The sequence below is a fragment of the Bifidobacterium sp. LH_450 genome (assembly GCF_056356715.1).
In genome coordinates, this window is the sequence record NZ_JBKEUU010000001.1 from 379,764 (window position 1) to 399,474 (window position 19,711).

14 protein-coding genes and 1 other RNA gene are annotated in these 19,711 nt (G+C 65.9%); 4 read left to right on the forward strand and 11 right to left on the reverse strand.

The annotated features are described in order from the left end of the window. Positions 1-18: 18 nt before the first annotated feature. The 4 genes from AC1AXT_RS01685 to tnpB form a co-directional block, all read right to left on the reverse strand. A complete protein-coding gene (locus tag AC1AXT_RS01685) occupies positions 19-2,316 on the reverse strand; it encodes a DNA gyrase/topoisomerase IV subunit B (protein ID WP_476540119.1) in 2,298 nt (765 codons plus the stop codon). A 69-nt stretch (positions 2,317-2,385) separates the two neighbouring features. Beyond that, positions 2,386-3,834: an RNA polymerase sigma factor gene (locus AC1AXT_RS01690; protein ID WP_476540121.1), complete on the reverse strand. Its 1,449-nt coding sequence runs from the start codon at positions 3,832-3,834 to the stop codon at positions 2,386-2,388. 112 nt (positions 3,835-3,946) lie between these two features. After that, a complete protein-coding gene (locus tag AC1AXT_RS01695; protein WP_476540123.1) occupies positions 3,947-4,705 on the reverse strand; it encodes a hypothetical protein in 759 nt (252 codons plus the stop codon). Between the two features lie 224 nt (positions 4,706-4,929). Further along, positions 4,930-6,192: an IS607 family element RNA-guided endonuclease TnpB gene (tnpB, locus tag AC1AXT_RS01700; protein WP_476540125.1), complete on the reverse strand. Its 1,263-nt coding sequence runs from the start codon at positions 6,190-6,192 to the stop codon at positions 4,930-4,932. Between the two features lie 323 nt (positions 6,193-6,515). On the opposite strand from tnpB, the gene AC1AXT_RS01705 reads away from it, so the two are divergent. Continuing rightward, positions 6,516-7,592: a polyprenyl synthetase family protein gene (locus tag AC1AXT_RS01705; protein ID WP_476540127.1), complete on the forward strand. Its 1,077-nt coding sequence runs from the start codon at positions 6,516-6,518 to the stop codon at positions 7,590-7,592. A 129-nt stretch (positions 7,593-7,721) separates the two neighbouring features. Next, entirely contained in the window at positions 7,722-10,091 is a 2,370-nt protein-coding gene (locus AC1AXT_RS01710; RefSeq protein WP_476540128.1) for a Stk1 family PASTA domain-containing Ser/Thr kinase, read from the forward strand. A 6-nt stretch (positions 10,092-10,097) separates the two neighbouring features. Here AC1AXT_RS01710 and AC1AXT_RS01715 read toward each other — a convergent pair whose 3' ends face one another. Further along, positions 10,098-10,841, reverse strand: a complete 744-nt coding sequence (locus tag AC1AXT_RS01715) for a lysophospholipid acyltransferase family protein (protein ID WP_476540130.1) — start codon at positions 10,839-10,841, stop codon at positions 10,098-10,100. 51 nt (positions 10,842-10,892) lie between these two features. On the opposite strand from AC1AXT_RS01715, the gene AC1AXT_RS01720 reads away from it, so the two are divergent. After that, positions 10,893-11,477 carry a hypothetical protein gene (locus AC1AXT_RS01720; protein ID WP_476540132.1) on the forward strand — a complete coding sequence of 195 codons (585 nt, stop codon included), beginning with the start codon at positions 10,893-10,895 and terminating at the stop codon, positions 11,475-11,477. Here the strand turns inward: AC1AXT_RS01720 and trpD are convergent, their stop codons facing one another. From trpD to hpf, 3 genes are all read right to left on the reverse strand, one after another. After that, positions 11,478-12,530, reverse strand: coding sequence for an anthranilate phosphoribosyltransferase (trpD, locus tag AC1AXT_RS01725; RefSeq protein ID WP_476540134.1), 1,053 nt, complete (start codon positions 12,528-12,530; stop codon positions 11,478-11,480). Between the two features lie 170 nt (positions 12,531-12,700). Further along, entirely contained in the window at positions 12,701-15,709 is a 3,009-nt protein-coding gene (gene secA, locus AC1AXT_RS01730; protein WP_476540136.1) for a preprotein translocase subunit SecA, read from the reverse strand. 216 nt (positions 15,710-15,925) lie between these two features. Beyond that, a complete protein-coding gene (hpf, locus tag AC1AXT_RS01735; RefSeq protein WP_476540138.1) occupies positions 15,926-16,591 on the reverse strand; it encodes a ribosome hibernation-promoting factor, HPF/YfiA family in 666 nt (221 codons plus the stop codon). Between the two features lie 192 nt (positions 16,592-16,783). Here hpf and rnpB point away from each other — a divergent pair. Next, positions 16,784-17,180, forward strand: an RNA gene (gene rnpB, locus AC1AXT_RS01740) — RNase P RNA component class A. A gap of 12 nt (positions 17,181-17,192) precedes the next feature. Here the strand turns inward: rnpB and AC1AXT_RS01745 are convergent. The 3 genes from AC1AXT_RS01745 to AC1AXT_RS01755 all read right to left on the reverse strand — a co-directional run bounded on the left by AC1AXT_RS01745 (position 17,193) and on the right by AC1AXT_RS01755 (position 19,611). Continuing rightward, complete coding sequence (locus AC1AXT_RS01745) at positions 17,193-17,891, reverse strand: regulatory protein RecX (protein ID WP_476540139.1); 699 nt, start codon at positions 17,889-17,891, stop codon at positions 17,193-17,195. A gap of 48 nt (positions 17,892-17,939) precedes the next feature. After that, complete coding sequence (gene recA / locus AC1AXT_RS01750; RefSeq protein ID WP_476540141.1) at positions 17,940-19,103, reverse strand: recombinase RecA; 1,164 nt, start codon at positions 19,101-19,103, stop codon at positions 17,940-17,942. 268 nt (positions 19,104-19,371) lie between these two features. After that, positions 19,372-19,611, reverse strand: a complete 240-nt coding sequence (locus AC1AXT_RS01755) for a DUF3046 domain-containing protein (protein WP_476540143.1) — start codon at positions 19,609-19,611, stop codon at positions 19,372-19,374. Between the last annotated feature and the right edge of the window lie 100 nt (positions 19,612-19,711).

The window sequence follows — 19,711 nt, forward strand, 5'->3', positions numbered from 1 at the left end:
GCGCCGGCGCGATGACGGTCAGGTATCGATCTTCGAACGGTCGAAGTCGTTGGCGTTGTCGACGATGAACTGCCGGCGCGGCGGCACTTCGTCGCCCATCAGCAGGCTGAAGATCTCGTTGGCCTGCTCCGCTTCGATCATGCGGATGCGGCGCAGCATGCGCGTGCGCGGGTCCATCGTCGTGTCCGCCAGCTGGTCGGCGTCCATTTCGCCCAGCCCCTTGTAGCGCTGGATGTCGGGGTTGTAGCCGATGCCGGCTGCGTCGAGTTCGGCCAGCTTGCCGGCGAGCTCGTCGTCGGAATACGTGTAGATGAACTGCCCCTTCTTCGTCCCCGACAGCGCGATGCGGTGCAGCGGCGGCACGGCGGCATATACATGCCCTTCCTCGATGAGGGGGCGCATGTAGCGGTAGAACAGCGTCAGCAGCAGCGTGCGGATATGCGCGCCGTCGACGTCGGCGTCGGTCATCATGATGATCTTGTCGTAGCGCGCCTGGCTGATGTCGAACGAAGCGCCGGAGCCAGCGCCGACGACCTGGATGATGGCCGCGCATTCCTTGTTGCCCAGCATCTGCGCCAGCGAGGCCTTCTGCACGTTGAGGATCTTGCCGCGGATCGGCAGCAGCGCCTGGAACGCCGAGTTGCGGGCCGCCTTCGCGGTGCCGAGCGCCGAATCGCCCTCGACGATGAACAGTTCGGCCACGTCGTCGTTGCCCGGCTGGCAATCGGACAGCTTGGGCGGCATCGACGCGGATTCCAGCGCGTTCTTGCGGCGGGTGACTTCCTTCGTCTTGCGCGCCTGGATGCGGGCATGCATTTCGCCGACGATCTTCTCCAGCACGCGGCCCGACTGGTCCTTGAAGCCGCGTTTGGAGCCGCTGATCATCTCGCCGAACTGCTGGTCGGTCAACCGCGAGACGACGCCGCGCACCGGGGCGGTGCCCAGCACGTCCTTGGTCTGCCCCTGGAACTGCGGTTCGGCGATGCGCACCGTCACGACGGCGACGAACCCGGTGAGGATATCGTCGCGCTCGACCTTCATCTTCGCGTCCTTGAGATTCACCTTGAGCTTGCGCGCGTTGTCTTCGACGGCCTTGCGGATCTGCTTGGTGATGGCCGCCAGGAAGCCGTCGACGTGGCTGCCGCCGCCGGGGGTCTCGACGACGTTGACGAACGAGCGAATCGTCGTGTCGTAGTTGTCGACCCAGCGCAACGCGATGTCGACGCCGCAGGTGCGGGTGATCTTTTCGGCATGCAGGTCGCCGTTGGCGTCCACGGCCTGCGTCTCTTCGGTATAGGTCCCCTCGCCGGTGATGCGCCACACGTTCGACACGGGCTGTCCTGCGGACAGGAAGTCGACGAAGTCCACGACGCCCCCGGTGTGGCAGAATTCCTCGACGCGGCGATGGCCGGGGCTTTCGGCGCCCTCCTGCACGCCGGCAGCCTCCTCCCGGGGGGGCTCGCCGGCCTCCCGGGATTCGGTGCCATCCTGGGATTCCGCGGCGGCCTCGGCGAGCTCGCTGTCGTCGGCCTTGGCTTCCACGACGTCGGTCTCGACGAGTTCGTCGCGCTCCTTGTCGCCGGTTTCGGCGATGTTCTCGTCGATGACGGTGATCGTCAGACCCGGCACGAGGAAGGTCGTCTGCCGGACGCGCTCGATCAGCTGCTCGTAGCTGAACCGCGCCGTATCGTTGAAGATTTCCGGATCGGCCCAGTACCTGATGCGCGTGCCGGTCTTCCTCTTCGGCACGGTGCCGGTGATTTCCAGCTCGGTAGGCTTGTTCTTGCGCGTCTTCTTGAAGGGCGACGACGGCGACGGATGGTCCGGATCGGCGTCCGCATAGACGCCGGGATGGCCCTGATGGAACGTCATGCGATGCGTCTTGCCATCGCGGTCGACCTCGACGTCGAGGCGCGAGCTTAAGGCATTGACGACCGACGACCCCACGCCGTGCAGGCCGCCGGATGCGCCATACGACGAGTTGCCGAACTTCGCTCCGGCATGCAGCTTCGTCAGCACGACCTCGACGCCGGTCATCTTCGTTTTCGGCTCGATGTCGACCGGAATGCCACGGCCGTTGTCCTCGACTTCAATGGAGCCGTCATCATGCAGCGTCACCGTGATGTGGTTGCATACGCCGGCCAGCGCCTCATCGACCGAATTGTCGATGATTTCCCACAGGCAGTGCATGAGGCCCTGCGAATCGGTCGTGCCGATATACATGCCGGGCCGCTTGCGCACGGCATCGAGGCCTTCGAGCACGGTAAGGTTCTTCGCGCCGTACGCGTCGGCGCCATCGTTCGCTTTCTTCACCATCGTTGTCCATCCTACCCAACGCATAAAGGAGCCCCCTCGAAGGAGGGGGCCCGAACGCCGATCAATCGATCACTGGTCGAGGAAGTCGCGCAGCGTCTGCGAGCGCGAAGGATGCCTCAGCTTGGACATCGTCTTCGACTCGATCTGCCTGATGCGTTCACGCGTCACGCCATAGACGCGGCCGATGTCGTCGAGCGTCTTAGGCTGGCCGTCTTCGAGGCCGTAGCGCATCTTGATGACGCCGGCCTCGCGCGGGCTGAGCGTTTCCAGCACCTGCTTGAACTGCTCCTGCAGCAGCGAGAAGGCGACGGCGTCGGACGGCGCGATGGCATCGGTATCCTCGATGAGGTCGCCGAATTCCGAATCGCCGTCCTCGCCCAGCGGCGTGTGCAGCGAAATCGGCTCGCGGCCGTACTTCTGCACTTCCTGGACCTTCTCGACGGGCATGTCGAGCTCGCGCGCCAGCTCGTCCGGGGTGGGCTCGCGGCCCAGGTCCTGCAGCATCTGGCGCTGCACGCGGGACAGCTTGTTGATGACCTCCACCATGTGCACGGGCACGCGGATCGTGCGCGCCTGGTCGGCCATGGCCCTCGTGATCGCCTGGCGAATCCACCACGTGGCGTAGGTGGAGAACTTGAAGCCCTTCTTCCAGTCGAACTTCTCGACGGCGCGGATCAGGCCCAGGTTGCCTTCCTGGATCAGGTCGAGGAAGAGCATGCCGCGGCCCGTGTAGCGCTTGGCGAGCGACACGACGAGGCGCAGGTTGGCTTCCAGCAGATGGTCCTTGGCTTTCTTGCCGTCGTTGGCCGCCCACTTGAGTTCGCGCTTGCGCTTGAAGTCCATCGTGTCGCCCTGGGTGTCCAGCAGGTGCTGGGCATACAGGCCGGCCTCGATGCGCTCGGACAGGTCGACTTCCTGCTCGGCATTCAGCAGGCTCACGCGGCCAATCTGCTTGAGGTAGTCCTTGACGGGGTCGGCGGTCGCGCCGGTGGTCACCACGCGGCGCTTGGGGTTGGTTCCGGGCTTGCGCGGCGTTTCAGGCACATTGGACAGGACGTCGTCGTCATCGTCGTCATCGTCGCGCACGACGAACGCGCCCTTCTGCTGGGGCTCGGCGGCCTTGGCGTCGGCCTCGTCCTCGTCGTCATCGTCCTCTTCGGGCTCCGATTCGCGGTCGATACCCAAATCGTCCTCGTCGTCCGCTTCGCCGTCGTCTTCGAGGTCGGCTTCCAGGTCGATGTCCTCGTCGTCGAGCTGCTCGTCGTCCAGCTCGGGCTGCTCGTCGTCGGCGGCATGGCTTTCCGCCTTCTTGGACGTCTTCTTCGCCGGCGAACGGCGTGCGGATGCGCTGCCGGCGCCCTTGGCGCCCTTCTTGGCGGCGGACTTCTTCGCGGCCGGCTTGCGCTTAGGCGCGGCCTTGGCGGGGGTTGCGGCAGCGTCCTCGCCTTCGGCGCCGGTTGCCGGAGCCTCCTTGGCGGACGTATCCTTCGCGGCTGCCGTGGTTTCCTTAGTGGCCAAACTCACCCTCCTGATTCATGGCACTGGCACGGACCCATCCCCTTCAGGCAACGCAAAACCGGGGAATCATGAGGTCCGTCAACTACGTGAGTAAACCATAAAACCGGGACTATTATTCCGTCTGGATGGCTTCGCCGCCGCCCTTGCCGTCCGCTGCCCTGCTGGTTCCCGCGGATGCCGGAAACGCGCCGGCCGCCATGGCATGGGACACGATTGCCAGCAACCGGTTGTCTGGCGCCTCCTGCCGCGCCTGGCGCAGCGCCTGCGGCGTCGACGGCTCGCCAAGCCACCACGACAGATAGGCGACCATCACCAGGGCGCCGCCCCGATACCGTCCTCCAACGGCTTCGGCCAGCTGCCTGAATCCCGCCATGCCGCGCACGCAGCGCGCACGCTCCGCCTGCGCCTGACGGGCCTCGAAGGCCTGTGCCAGCACGGATGCATAGAAACGCGTCGCGCGCTTCGACGCAGGGTCGGCCGCCACGTCCAGCAACAGGGGCGGCGACCATCGCGAAGGCGGCACGACCATCGAGATCACCATCGCGTCGCGCATCGGCGCGCAGGCAGCGGCTACCGCGACCGCGGGCGTCAGCCGCGCATCGTTGCCGTCAAGGTATTCAAGCCACAGGCGCAGGGGGCTGGCGAACCATTCGCGCACAGCCTGCCTGTCCCCCAGCTGTTCGCGCATCTCCTGCAGCTGCGCGGCTTCGGCGGCGCAGCCGTCATCGGCCGCGCCGCCAGCGTGCGCTGCATGCCGCGCACATCCGCATGCATGGCAGCCATCGGCTGCGCACCCGTTCACGCCGCCATCGGGCCCTGCGCCTTTGCACGCCGCTCCATTGTGCAGGGACTCGTTCGTCATGTCCGCCATATGCCGTTCGCCTCCTTGGGTATGCGCCGCCCCGCCGGCAGCCGCGTTGCTTCCACTGTGCCGCCAGCGCACGGGGGCGTCCCAGCGCGGGACGGCATTGTGGATGGCAACCCGTGTCGTCCACGGCTATCCACATTCCCGTTGCAACCGGCTTTGTTTTCGTTTGCTGGACGAGCACGAAGGCAGCTGCACTCCTGCGCCTTGCGGTGGGGAGGCTCCAAGACTCACGAAACAGCTATGAGGCTGTTCTGCTTGGTTCGCGTTTCAACGGGTCCTGCGTTGCCGCCCATCCTGGGGCCGGTCGTCTTACGGTTCCTCCGCGCGCGTTTAGCGTCTCCCACGGCACTCGGGGCGACGTAGCGTTCAAGATTCACGGCGGCATTCCAGTCGCGGTCCACGCCCTCACGGGCGTAGTCGCATGACGGGTTGTCGCAGACGAACACGCGGTCCGTGAGGGACAGCTTGGCTTTCACCGTCCCGCACTTCGAGCATGTCCTGGAGGATGGATACCAGCGGTCGGCCACGATCAGCGTCGCACCGGTCTCCAAGCACTTGTAGGCCAGGTGGCGGCGGAACTCGCCGAGCCCCGCGTCCGATATGGCCTTGGCAAGACAGTGGCCGCGCTTCATGCCGTCCACGTTCAAATCCTCAATGACAACCACGTCGTAGTCGCGGGCAATCATCGCCGTCGCCTTGTCGATGGCGTCCCGGCGCCGGGCGGCGATTCTCGCGTGCTGTTTCTGTAACGCCAGACGCGCCTTCTTCCAACGGTTCGAACCAAGCACGCGCCTAGAAAGCCGCTTGCTGGCGCGGCGCAGCTTCCGCTCGCCCCGCTGGCAATGCTTTGGGTTGGCAATGACGGTGCCGTCCGACAAGGTGGCCAGGGTTTTGACGCCAAGGTCCACGCCGACCCTCCTGCCCCCATTTTTAGGGGCGATTAGATGGTCGGGGTATTCGACGGTCAGCGACGCATACCATGCGCCCGCATGATATGAGACGGTCATGCGCACCACGCGCCCGGCGCCGACGCGTTTCTCCACGTTCTCGAAGCAGTGCACGCGCCCGATCCGCGGCAGCTTCAATGCCTTCGGGTCCCCTTTGATAAGCCCGAAGCTGCCGGTGGTGTACGCGAACTTCATGTGCCTGGCACGCGTCCTGTACTTCGGGAACCTTATCTTGCGGCCCTTGCGCTTGCCGTGCCTGGAGTCCGTCCAGTTCTTCAGCGCGTTCGCGAGGCATTCGACACCGTAGGAGTACGCTTCCTTCGAGTTCTCCCGCCACCAGGGGGCAACCTCGTCTTTCCATGAGTTCCATGTCTTGCGCAGTTCGGCGCGCGACCAGCCCACCCAGCCGATATGCCCTTCAATGGCCCTTTTGACCAGGGTGAGCATGAAATTATAGGCAAACCGGGCAGCCCCCGCATGCGCACGCAGCAACCGCCCCTGCGCCGGGGACGGGTCCAGGCGCACCCGCACCGCCCGCAACATCAGGCCACCCCCAACGAAAACCGGAAAGCACGACGGTCCTGCAAAACGCGATACGCCAACCGCATGGCCCCGTCACCTCCCAGCATTCGAACAAATGTTCTAACATGCTCCAGTATAGAAGACGTTGGGCTGCAAACACGCCAGCACGGCAGGCAACGCCAGGCAACGCCAACGGAAAACAGACGAAAACAAATGGCAAAGCCAGCAGCTGGCAGCCCTCCCCGTACCAGGGCGATGCCGGCGCAAAACGCCACGCGGTTCCCGGACGGAATGGCCCCTCCCGGTACCGCGGCGATGTCGGGCGGCTGTGGGTGAATGGCACCATGAGCGTTGACGGGGATTTGCAGCAGATCGAACCACGCATTGCCGCCTTGGTGGCGCGGCACGCACAGGTACCCCAGGTCAACGAGGCATTGCGCGACGTCGTGCAGGCCGTGCAGGCGCAGGCGCTCGCTTCCAGCCAGGGCGGCAAGCGGCTGCGCGCATTGCTGGCGATGGGCGCATTCGACGCCGTATGCCCCGGCCGTCCGCAGCCCCGGCGCGATGCGTTGCTGGACATGGCCTGCGCCATCGAGGTGTTCCAGACGGCCGCGCTGGTCCACGACGATATCATCGACGACTCCGACCTGCGGCGCGGCAAGCCCAGCGCGCACAAGGCCCTGGCGGCCGCCGCAGGCGACGACGCCCTCGGCCAGGGCCTGGGCATCATGCTCGGCGACCTGCTCGCCACCGCCTGCATCGGCATCGTCGACGAAGCCCAGCGGCGCATGCCGGCGGACTGCGCCCCGCGGTTCCTGCCGGTATTCCTGGCGATGCAGCGCGAAGTGGAGACCGGGCAGGTGCTCGACCTGGCCATCGAGGCGATGCCGCTGGACGATCCCAAGGCCCTCGCCGGGGCTTCGTTGGAGGTGTTCCGATGGAAGACGGCCAGCTATACGACGATCGCGCCGCTGGAGCTGGCGTTTCTCGCAGGCGGCTTCGATGCCCCCAAGGCCCATGCGCATGCGCTGGCCATCGGCGCCCCGCTCGGAGTGGCGTTCCAGCTCGCCGACGACCTGCTGGACGTCGCCGGCGACCCGCAACGTACGGGCAAGCCCGTGGGCGGCGACATCCGCGAAGGCAAGCGCACGGTGCTGCTGGCCGACGCGCTCGAGGGATCCCGGCCGGCACAGCGCGAAGCCCTCGGCGCCATATACGCCAAGGATGCACGCGACAGCGACGACGTCGATGCGGCCATCGCCATCTTCGCATCCAGCGGCGCGCTGCATGCATCCCGCAGTCGCATCGAATCGCTCTGGCAGGACACCGTCCGCGCCATCGACGCCCTCGGGTTGCCCGATGCCCAGCGTGCACAGCTGGCGTCGCTGTGCGCCATGTTCGTGCCGGGCATCGGCCGCTGAACGGCACGCCGTCCCGCTATCGGATGCAGCGTCTTGGCAGCTGCAGGCCAACGGGTAGAATGTTGTTCGTTTCTCCCCTGCCGCTTTCGGCGGCATTCGCAACGGACATGAAGGGAACGGCCCGGCACCATGAACGACGATGGCAGCATCATGCACGGCACGGTCATCGACTCGCGTTACCGCATCAAGCGCAAGATAGCCGACGGCGGCATGGCCACCGTCTATCTGGCCGACGATGAACGGCTCGGCCGCACGGTCGCCATCAAGGTCATGCATATCCAGCTTGCGCAGGGCCCCCATCGCGCCCAGTTCGTCGAGCGGTTCCGGCGCGAAGCGAAATCCGCGGCGTCGATTGCCAATCCCCATATCGTGCAGGTCTATGACAGCGGCGAGGTGAACGGCCGCGACTATCTGGTCATGGAATACGTGCGCGGCGTGAACCTGCGCCAGAGCATGAACGCGAACGGCACGTTCAGCGTGCGGGAAACGCTGCGGATCGTGGCCGAAACGCTCGATGGCCTGTCGGCCGCCCACCGTGCCGGCGTCGTCCACCGCGACATCAAGCCGGAAAACATCCTGCTCAATAGCCGCGGACGCGTGCAGATCACCGATTTCGGCCTGGCGAAGGCCGTTTCGCAGGCCACGCTGTCCACCACCGGCATGCTGCTGGGGACTGCCGCCTATCTGGCGCCGGAAATGATCGAGCAGAACCTCGCCACGGCACAGGGCGACTGCTATTCCGTCGGCATCATGGCGTGGGAGATGCTCGCCGGGCAGGTGCCGTTCCAGTCGGACAATCCGGTCACGCTCGTGTTCAAGCACGTCAATGAAAACGTCCCCTCCATCGCCACCATCTGCCGGGGCATCGACCCGCAGGTGGCCGCCTTCATCGCGTTCCTCACGGCCAGGGAAGTGGGCAAGCGCCCCGAGGACGCCGCGGCCGCGCTCATCCGGCTCAAGGAGCTCGTCGCGCAGCTCGACCCGAAGGCGCTGGACTACCGTTATGACCCCAATGCCCCGACAATCGACGCACTGGGCGATGTCAGCGCCATGGGCCTGACCGCCCATTTCGCGACCAGCGACGCCACCAGCGCGCAGGTCGGGGAAATGTGGGCCGGCAGCGCCAGGCAGATGCAGGAGGAAAAGGACCGTCAAGAGCAAGCCGGCCATGCAGCGGCCACCGGCACGGCAGGAAGCGGTGCAGGATCCCCCCGCGGCTCCGGGGCCCCCAACGCATCCACAACAGATGGCACGGCTGGGGGCGCCGCCGGATTGGACGGTGCCGCCCCTGCGGATGGCGCAAAGGAAGGCGAAGCCACGCAGGACCCGAACGCCACGGCCGTCATCGACGACCCCGAACGCACGCGCACGATGGCGCAGCACGACGCAGGAGAGCCCCGCACGCGCCTGCTGAAGCGCAAGGGCGCCGGCGCGGCGACCCCGCCGCAGACGCCCGAAGGCCCACAGGATGATGCGCCGGCAGACGGCGACGGCGCGAAAGACGGACACGGCGGCAAACGCTCGAGGCGCTGGCCGCTGGCCGTGCTGATCGCCGTCCTCGTCGTGGCGCTCGCTGGCGGCGGCGGTTTCGCCGCGTGGTACTACATCGGCCCGGGAAGCTACTGGTCGCTGCCCGTCCCGGAAGGCAGCGACTGCGCCGAGGGCGAGGAATGCCCCATCGCCGGCGTCGAATGGTCCAGCTATGCCAAGGAGCTTGACGCACAGGGCATTCCCTACGCCGTCACCGAGGAATACAGCGATTCGGTGGCCAGCGGCAGGATCATCTCGACGTCGCCGGCCACGGCGGGGGCGCACCTGAGCAAGCGCACGAACCAGACGCTGGCCGTCGCCGTTTCGAAAGGCGTCAAGCAGGCCACGGTACCGTCCGATATCCTCGACGCCTCCAGCGATGCCGGCAAGGACCCGATCCGCGCGCTGCAGGATGCGGGCTTCACCAACATCGTCCACAACGCTTCCGACGACCAGTACTCGTTGACGGTGCCCGATGGGGCGGCCATCGCCGTCAGCCCCGACCCGGGCACGACGCTCGACCACAACGCCGCCGTCACCGTCACGCTATCGAAGGGGCCGATGCCGGTGTCGATGCCGGACATCGCCGGCAAGGCGAAGTCCGAGGCGGCGACGCTGCTGGAGGCCGCCAAGCTCAACGCCACCTATAGCGAGCAGTACAGCGACACGGTCGAGGCCGGGACGGTCATCTCGTCGTCGGTAGCGGCCGGCACGACGCTGCATTGGGGCGACGACGTCGACGTCGTCGTGTCGAAGGGGCCCCAGATGGTGACGCTGCCGGACGTGGTGGGCATGAGCACCTCCGAGGCGACCAGCACGCTGGAAGCGCTGGGCCTGAAAGTCAAGGTGAGCGCCCCGCTGGGCGACCTGACGCATACGGTGCGCATCATGTCGCCGTCGGCCGGCGACAGCGTGCGGCTGCGCGACGCCGACGGCAACGCGACGGTCGTGACGCTCACCGTCGTCTGACGGGGCCTACTCGTTGGCGAATTCGTTGCTTTCCTCGCCCTTGGCGGCCGCTTCGGCCTTCCGGGCCTCCTCGTCGGCCTTGAGCTGCGCCTTGACGACCTGGGCGTATTCGTCGACGTATTCCTGGCCCGTCAGCTGCTGGATTTCCCTGACGATGCGGTCGGTCAGCTCCCGCAGCATGTCATGAGTGACCGCTTCGGCGGGAACGGCTTCGACTTCGATCGGCTTGCCGTACACGACCCGCGAATGGCCGTGGCTGGGGATGACCTGGCCGGGCTTCTGCAGCTCGCGCGAGCCGATGATGCCGGTCGGGATGATCGGGCAGCCGGTTTCCAGCGCCAGCCGGGCGGCGCCGGTGTGCCCCTTGTACAGGCGGCCGTCGGGGCTGCGCGTCCCTTCGACGTGGATGCCGAACAGATGGCCTTCGTCGATGATTTCGCGGGCATGCTCGAGCGCCCCCAGCGACTTCGAGCCGCCCGAACGGTCGACGGGGAACACGCCGGCCGACGTGAAGAACCACTTCTTGATCCGGCCCTTGATCCCCTTGCCTTCGAAGTATTCGGCCTTGCCCATGAAATGGATCATGCGCGGGCATGTCATCGGCAGCAGCGCGTCGTCGATGACGGCCAGATGGTTGGCCGCGATGATGCCGCCCCCGTGCTGCGGGATGTTTTCCAGGCCTTCCACCGTCGGGTTCATGCGGCGCTGGGCGATGGGGCCGAACGCCTTAACGAAAAACCAATACAGCATGATGGAAACCCTCCCGGCGGTTGGTGGCCCGCGCGATTACAGTAGTGTGGTATGACTGACCACAACAATACCAACGGCAGCGAAGAAGAGCCGGGCGCAAAGGCGCCGTCCGGCGCCCCTTCGGACGTTCCTGCGCATGATCAGCCTATGGGCGGCGAATCCTGGGAGGACTTCCTGGCGGCCCATGCCGACGACCTTGAAGACGTCGAGCATTCGCGCACGGCGAAACGCTTCAGCAAGCATGCCGAACGCGAGGAGAAGAAGGCACTGCTGTCCGTGACGGACCTGAAGAAGAACGCCTTCGTGTCGGGCGACCGGTATGCCCAGCCGGGCCCGCGCGACCATACCGGCACCAGCTGGCTCGATACCGACGACGTGATGGACCGCTATGGCGACGACTTCGTGCCGCCGAACCCGCAGCTGGGCACGCCCTCCCCCGGGCGCGCCGTGCTGTGGGCGTTGTTCATTCTCGGCGCGCTGGGGCTGATCGCCACGTGCCTGTTCCCGGCGGTGGCGGCCATCCTCGGGGTCGTCTTCGGCCTGATGCTGCTCATCGGCGCGGGCGGGCTGCTGGCCACCCACCGCGGCCACGACGAGTCCAAGGACGGCTTCGACGACGACGGGGCGCGCGTCTAGTCAGTTCACATGCGCCTTGGCCGAGGCGATCCAGCGGTCGAGCAGGTCCGCGGCGCGCCCCGAGTCGACGGCTTCCTGCGCCTGCAGATAGGCGTCGCGGAAGCGTTCGGGCAGCGCCGCGCCGGCATCGACATGGGTGCCCTCGGCAACGATGGCCGAGGCGGCGTTGAGCAGCGCCGTGCTGCGGAACGGCACCTCTTCGCCGGCCAGGAAGTCGCGCACCGCCTGCGCGTTCTGCTCGGGCTCGCCACCGCGCAGGTCGTCGACGGTGACCGGCAGCAGATCGAGTTCGGTGGTGGGGTCGAATTCGGTTTCCGTGACGGTGCCGTCGCGGAATTCCCAGACGGAGATCGGGCCGGTCGGCGCCATCTCGTCAAGGCCCTCGTGGGACGTATAGACCATGCCGGTCTGGCCGTTGGCGGCATACACCTGCGCCATCAGCGGGCTCAGGCGGCGGTCGGCGCAGCCGATGGCCACGTGCTTGGGATGCGCCGGGTTGGTCAGCGGTCCCAGCACGTTGAACACGCACGGCACGCCGATGGCGGCGCGCACCGGGCCGACATAGCGCATGGCGGGGTGGAAGGTCTTGGCGAACGCGAACGTAATGCCCACTTCATCGGCGACGGCCGCCACGGCGTCCGGGTCGAGGTCAAGCGGCAGCCCGAGCGCTTCGAGCACGTCGGCGGCGCCGCACTTCGAGGAGGCGGCGCGGTTGCCGTGCTTGACGATCTTGATGCCGGCCGCGGCCGCCACGATCGAGCCCATCGTCGACAGGTTGACGGTATGGGCGCCGTCGCCGCCGGTGCCGACGATGTCCGTGGTCTCGCCGTCGATGGCGAGCGGCACCGCATGGGCGCGCATCGCCTTGGACGCGCCGGCGATTTCGTCGGCCGTCAGCCCCAGCTGCTGTTCGGTGGCGAGCACCGCGCCCACCGTCACCGGGTTCGCATTGCCCTGCATGAGCTCGTCGACGAACCATTCCGCTTCATCCGCATTGAGATGCTGCCCGCTGACGAGCTTGGTCAGAATCGATTTCCACATGATTTCCGCCATGAATCCCTCCTTTGGATGACATAACGCATGGGTTTGTTGCATTCAACGTCCCATTGTATCGTCGCGTTTGCGCGCCATCGCGCGGATTCCAGAATGCAAAAGGCATCGAAAAGCCCGGAACGCATCCGATGCGTTCCGGGCTTCAGGCCATCAGGAACCTGCAGGGTCCGTCAAGCCGCCTTCTGTTCGTTCTGTCCGTGGCACAGCTTGTACTTGCGTCCCGAACCGCACGGGCACTGGGCGTTGCGGCCGGTGCCGGGGAACGTGCGCCCATCGGCCCACGGGCTCTTGAGCTCGTTGCTCTTGGGGCGGCGCGAAGCCGGGACCTTGCCTTCGGCATGCGTCAGCGGCTTGGGGCCGGCCGGCACATGGCGCACGCCGCCATCGACGGCTTCGGCCTCGGCCGAGATTTCGCCGGCAGCCTGCTCGCTGGCCTTATCGGCCGCCTTGCGCTTGGCGGAGACATGGAGGCGCTCGGCATCCTTCTCGTCGAGTTCAAGGGCCGCAGCCGCTTCATCGAGCGGTTCGTTGCCTTCGGAGGGAGCTACCGGGCCGGTCGCGCTCAGCGCCGCGTCCTTGTCGGGATCCTGGTCGCCGATCGTTTCGCCCATCTTGATTTCGGCGGCATCGACTTCGGCGATGTCCTCCTCGACCGCGTTGGGGTCCTCGGTGTGGCCGACGTGGCTGACCTCGATGTTGAACAGCAGCTGGATGGTCTCCTCCTTGATCGCCTCGATCATGGAGTTGTACATCTGGTAGCCTTCGCGCTGGTATTCCACCAGCGGATCGCGCTGGCCCATGCCGCGCAGGCCGATGCCGTCCTTGAGGTAGTCCATTTCATAGAGGTGCTCGCGCCACTTGCGGTCGAGCACGGCGAGCACGACGCGGCGTTCGAGCGTCTTGAGGTCGTCGTCGCTGAGCTTGGCGAAGTACTCGTCGTACTGGTCCTGCGCGTCCTCGACGAGCACGGCGCGCACGGCGTCCATCGCCTTGTCGCCCTTGAGCCCCTTCGTCGCCCGCTTGACGTCGTCTTCGGACACCGACATCGGGTACAGGGCCTTGACGGCCTTGAACAGGCCGTCCCAGTCCCAGTCGCGCGGCTTGTCGGAGGAACGGGTGGCGCCGTGGATGTAGCTGACGATCGTGTCGTCCATGAAGCGCATGACGTCGTCGTGGATGTCTTCGCCCTTGAGCACCGCCTGGCGCTCCGCGTAGATGACGGTGCGCTGCTTGTTCATGACGTCGTCGTACTTGAGGACGTTCTTGCGGATTTCGAAGTTGCGCGACTCGACGGACTTCTGCGCCGTGCGCACGCCCTTCGACACGCTCTTGGCCTCGATAGGCTCGCCTTCCGGCATGCCCTTGGCCATGACGCGGGCGACGAGCTGCGTGTTGAACAGGCGCATCAGGTCGTCTTCGAGGCTCAGGTAGAAGCGGGATTCGCCCGGATCGCCCTGACGGCCCGAACGGCCGCGCAGCTGGTTATCGATGCGGCGCGATTCATGGCGTTCGGTGCCCAGCACGTACAGGCCGCCGAGCTTGACGACCTCTTCGTGCTCGTCCTTGACCTGCTCCTTGATTTCCTCGAGGGTGGAGGGCCACAGCTTCTCGTACTCCTCCGGCGTGTCTTCCGGGGAATAGCCTTCGCGCTTGAGCTTGGCGTCGGCGAGGAACTCGACGTTGCCGCCGAGCATGATGTCGGTGCCTCGGCCTGCCATGTTGGTGGCGACGGTGACGGCGCCCTTGCGGCCGGCGACGGCGACGACGGCGGCTTCCTGCTCATGCTGCTTGGCGTTGAGCACCTTGTGCGGGATGCCGGCCACGTCGAGCAGCGACGAGACCACTTCGGAGGATTCGACGGAGGCGGTGCCCAGCAGGACCGGCTGGCCCTTCTTGTGGCGCTGCGCGACGTCGCGGATGATGGCGGCCAGCTTCTCCTTCTTCGTACGGTAGATCAGGTCGTCCTTGTCCTGGCGGATCATCGGCTTGTTCGTCGGGATGGGCAGCACGCCGAGCTTGTAGGTGCCCATGAATTCGGCGGCTTCCGTTTCAGCGGTGCCGGTCATGCCGGCCAGCTTGTCGTACATGCGGAAGTAGTTCTGCAGCGTGATCGTCGCGAAGGTCTGGTTCTCGGCCTTGACCTCGACGTTTTCCTTCGCCTCGATGGCCTGGTGCAGCCCTTCGTTGTAGCGGCGCCCGGGAAGGATGCGGCCCGTGTGCTCGTCGACGATGAGCACCTCGCCATGCGTGACGACGTAGTCCTTGTCCTTGAGGAAGAGCTCCTTGGCCTTGATGGCGTTGTTGAGGTAGCCGATCAGCGCCGTGTTGTTCGGCTCGTAGAGGTTGTCGATGCCCAGGTAGTCCTCGATCTTCGTGATGCCCGGGTCGAGGATGCCGACGACCTTCTTCTTCTCGTCGACGTCGTAGTCCTCGTCGCGGGTGAGCTTCGTGACGAGCTTGGCGAACTGGCGGTACCAGCGGGTGACGTCGCCTTCGGCGGGGCCGGAAATGATCAGCGGCGTACGGGCCTCGTCGATCAGGATGGAATCGACTTCGTCGACGATGGCGTAGTGGTGTCCGCGCTGGACGAGCTCGCCCTTCTCCCACGCCATGTTGTCGCGCAGGTAGTCGAAGCCGAATTCGTTGTTCGTGCCGTAGGTGATGTCGGCGTTGTACTGCTTGCGGCGTTCGGCCGGCTTCTGCTCAGTGATGATGCATCCGACGCTCATGTTGAGGAAGCGGTAGATGCGGCCCATCAGCTCGCTCTGGTAGCTGGCCAGGTAGTCGTTGACGGTGATGACGTGCACGCCCTTGCCTTCGAGGGCGTTGAGGTAGCTCGGCAGCGTGGCCACGAGCGTCTTGCCTTCGCCGGTCTTCATTTCGGCGATGTTGCCCCAGTGCAGCGCGGCGCCGCCCATGAGCTGGACGTCGAAGTGGCGCTGGCCGAGCGTACGCTTCGACACCTCGCGGACCGTGGCGAACGCCTCGGCCATGATGTCGTCGAGCGACGCCCCGTTGTCGAGCTTCGTCTTGAACTTGGCGGTCTGGCCCCTGAGCTCTTCGTCGGACAGCGCAGCAATCTCGTCTTCGAGCGCGTTGACCGCCTTGGCGACGCCTTCCAGCTTCTTGATCTGGTGGCCTTCGCCAATACGCAGGGCCTTGTCTACGATATCTACCACATTCACTCCCTTGGGTGTGTTCAATCGGTGCAATCCACGGCCCAGCATACCGGAAAGCCACGGCGCGAAGCCTCAAATCTCTTCCTTTTTACGAAAGTTTCCAAAAAGCGGGCAGAACCTTCACATTCCGGCAGCTCCTGCAGCAACGGAAAGGGGCCCGCGCCACCCAACTGGCGCGGGCCCCTTCACTGGCCCTGTCGGACTGCCCGGTGCGGCTCAGTCCTCAAGCTTCTTGGCGTTCTCAGGCGTTTCGATTTCGAAGACGCCGTAGCTCCAGCCATGGCGATGGTAGACGACGGACGGGCGGTTCGTTTCCTTGTTGACGAACAGGAAGAAGTCGTGCCCGATCAGCTCCATTTCATAGAGCGCCTCGTCGATGCTCATCGGCTCGGCCAGATGCAGCTTGCGGCGGATGACGATCGGCGTGTCGCCGACCTGCACCTCGACCGATTCGCCCGGCGCGAGGTCGGAGGCCACGGCAGCCTGCGGGCTGTCCATCGGCTCGTCCTCGATGTCGGCGCGCTCCTCTGCCGGCGGGACGACCTTGCCCTCGTCGAACACGGGCGCATAGCCCTTGCGATGGTCCTTGCGGCGATCGCGGGCGCGGCGCAGGCGCAGCGTCAGCTTGTCGAGCGCCAGGTCGAGGGCCGTGAACATGTCGGCGCTGGCGGCTTCGGCGCGCACGACGGTGCTCCCGGCAACGACGGTGATTTCCACGCGCTGGGCGGTATCGGCCATGCGCGGGTTGCCCTCATGCGACACGACGACGGTAATGCGCTGCGTGTCGGGGGCGATAGCGGTCACACGATTCATCTTGCTTTCAACGACGTCACGGAACCTTTGCTTAATCTGCGTGTGGCGTCCGGTAATGACGATCTCCATGTGGACCTCCCTAGACTCAAGCGGTGCTACCCGCTATATGACGGATCGAAGGGGGCTCTCCCCCGTTCGAGTACCTACATTGTAACCGACCTTGGCGGTTTGCGGAACACGCGGGCTACACAGTGAGCGCAATCCGGAAAAACGTTCATTCCATTGGCGTTTCGGACGGGCAACCTGCTATGATGGAACGCTTGAGACCCCTCGATGGCCGCGGCCGGCCCTTTCTTGTTAGGAAGGTTTAGGCTGAGGAACTTCCGGGCTCCGCAGAGCACGATGGCGGATAACGTCCGCCCAGGGCGACCTGAGAGATAGCGCAACAGAGAACAGACCGCCTCCCTTCCGGGCTTTTCGCCTGGTTGCGAGGCAAGGGTGAAACGGCGGTGTAAGAGACCACCGGGCCGCTGGCAACAGACGGCCGCATGGCAAGCCTCATCGGGAGCAAGGCCAAGCAGAAGGCGTTACGGGCTGCTCGTCCAAAGCCTTCGGGTAGGCTGCTAGAGCCTGGCGGCGACGCCAGGTCGAGATGGATGGCCATCCGCGCCCCGTCAGCGGGGCGTGACAGAACCCGGGGTATGAGGGGTCTCGCTTCATTTCCCGTTCATCATTCATCGTCGGCGAACAGGGTTTCGGCTACCTCGCGCAAATCGGCGCCGTCATGGCCCTTGCGCCCTCCCGCGCTCCAGAACCTGCGCAGCCTGGCCTGCCGTTCCATCCCTCGCGTCTTTGCGGCGACCTTGCGTCCCAGCTCCCATGCCGCGTCGACGAACACGCCTTCGCGGGCGGCTTTGTCGGCCACGCGCGCGGCCACGTCCGCCGATACCCCCTTGCGCCGCATTTCGCGCATCGCGCCGCGGCGGCCGTATTGCCGCGCCGCAAGCGAACGGAGCAGCCGGCTTGCATAGCCTTCATCGTCGATAAGGCGCAGCTCGGCCAGCCGCTGCAGCGTCGGCTCGATCGCATCCTGCGCATAGCCCCGTTCCTCGAGCTTCGTGCGCAGCATGCCGCTGGGGCGGTCGGCTGCATCCAGCAAACGCAGCGCCGCTTCCTTGCAGGCTTCGGCATCATGGGGGTCGTCGGCCTGCGCGCAGCGGAAGCTGCCGCGCCGCGCGAATCCCTGCGCCGGCCGCGAAGAGGCATCCGCGCCCTGCCGGCGACCGCGCGCACGCCGGGACGGCTTGCGCCGCGCATCGGCCGAGCACGCTTTGTCCGAGCATGCATTGTCCGAGCACGCATTGGCCGCACGCGCATCGTCCTGCACTCCATCGTCCTCGGCCGCCTCGCGCTCCGGGGGGACGGCCATGCCGCGTCCCCGGAGGAATTCCTCGGCGCTGATCATTGCGGCCTCCGGCTACGCCTGATCCGCAGCGCCGTCCGCGCCGTCGGCGGCGCTATCGGGCTGGACGCCGGCTTCGCGGGCTTCCTTCGCCTCTTCCACTCCGGAATCGGCGAACTGGTCCGCGCCTTCGATGAGGCCGAACTTCTGCTTGACCTTCATTTCGATTTCGGCCGTCAGGTCCGGATTGTCCTTCATGAACTGGCGCACGTTCTCGCGGCCCTGCCCCAGCTGGTCGCCTTCATAGGTGAACCACGACCCCGACTTCTTGACGACGTCGGTCTGCAGCGCCATGTCAAGCACGGAGCCTTCCTTCGAAATGCCCTCGCCATACAGCGTGTCGAACTCGGCGGTGCGGAACGGCGGCGCCATCTTGTTCTTGACGACCTTCACCTTCGTGCGGCTGCCGACCGCTTCGTCGCCGTTCTTGATCGTCGTGCCACGGCGGATGTCCAGGCGGATCGTCGAATAGAACTTCAGCGCGTTGCCGCCGGTAGTGGTTTCGGGGTTGCCGAAGAACACGCCGATCTTCTCACGCAGCTGGTTGATGAAGATCGCCGTCGTGTTGGCCTGCGCCAATGCGCCGGTCATCTTGCGCAGCGCCTGGCTCATCAGCCTCGCCTGCAGGCCGACATGGCTGTCGCCCATGTCGCCTTCGATTTCCGCCTTCGGCACCAGGGCCGCCACCGAATCGATGACGACGACGTCCAGCGCGCCCGAGCGGATGAGCATGTCGGCGATTTCCAGCGCCTGTTCGCCGTTGTCGGGCTGCGAGACGATCAGCGAATCGGTATCGACGCCCAGCTTGCGGGCATAGACCGGGTCGAGCGCATGCTCGGCGTCGATGAATGCCGCCACGCCGCCGTTCTTCTGCGCATTGGCGACCACGTGGAGCGCCAGCGTCGTCTTGCCCGACGATTCGGGCCCGTAGATCTCCACGACGCGGCCGCGCGGCAGGCCGCCGATGCCGAGCGCCATGTCCAGCGCCAGCGCACCGGTCGGGATGACCTCGACGTCCTGCTCCGGCTTGTCGCCCAGGCGCATCGCCGACCCCTTGCCGAAGTTCTTCTCCACCTGCGCCAATGCCGAATCCAGCGCGGCCTTGCGGCCCGCGTCGAGTTTCCTGGCTTCCTGGCTGTCCTTCTTGGCGCCCTTTGCGCCTGCCTTCGCTGCCGCCATCGGCTGCTCCTTTCATAAAAACATCATTCCTGCGCCTTGCGCCGCTTGCATTCCTAAGGCTCCACGCTATGCCGCCACGCGTACCGCAGCCAAGCGCACGGCACTGGTGTGGATGGCAAGGCGTGTCATCCACAATCATCCCCGGCCATGCGTGGCGGACCGCCGCCCAGTGGCGCCGGGTTCAGGCTAGCTCGTTTCAGTATAGCCGCTTTGTGCGAACATTTGTTCGAATATGGCGATTCAACACCCAATGCCCACATGGGGCGCGTCAATGGAAATCGACCGGCAGCGGCGGAGCCGCATGGTCCTTGCCCCACCGTGCGGCATCGGTCACCTCCATCTGGTCGCACAGCACGTTCCAGACGGTGCGGGGCTCCTCCCCCGCTTCCAGCGCTTCGACGACGGTGCGTCCCGAAAGCTTGACCAGCTTCTGGTCATGGGCCAGGGCGCGGCCATAGCTGCGGCCGAACACCTCTTCAAGCAATTGCCAGAATTCCCGTTCACGCATACCGGCCATAGTAGCCGCCATCGCCCCCACGCGAAAACGCCAACGCGCCGCAGGGCCGAAACGCATGAAGCCCGCCGTTCCCCTAGCGGCGGGCTTCATG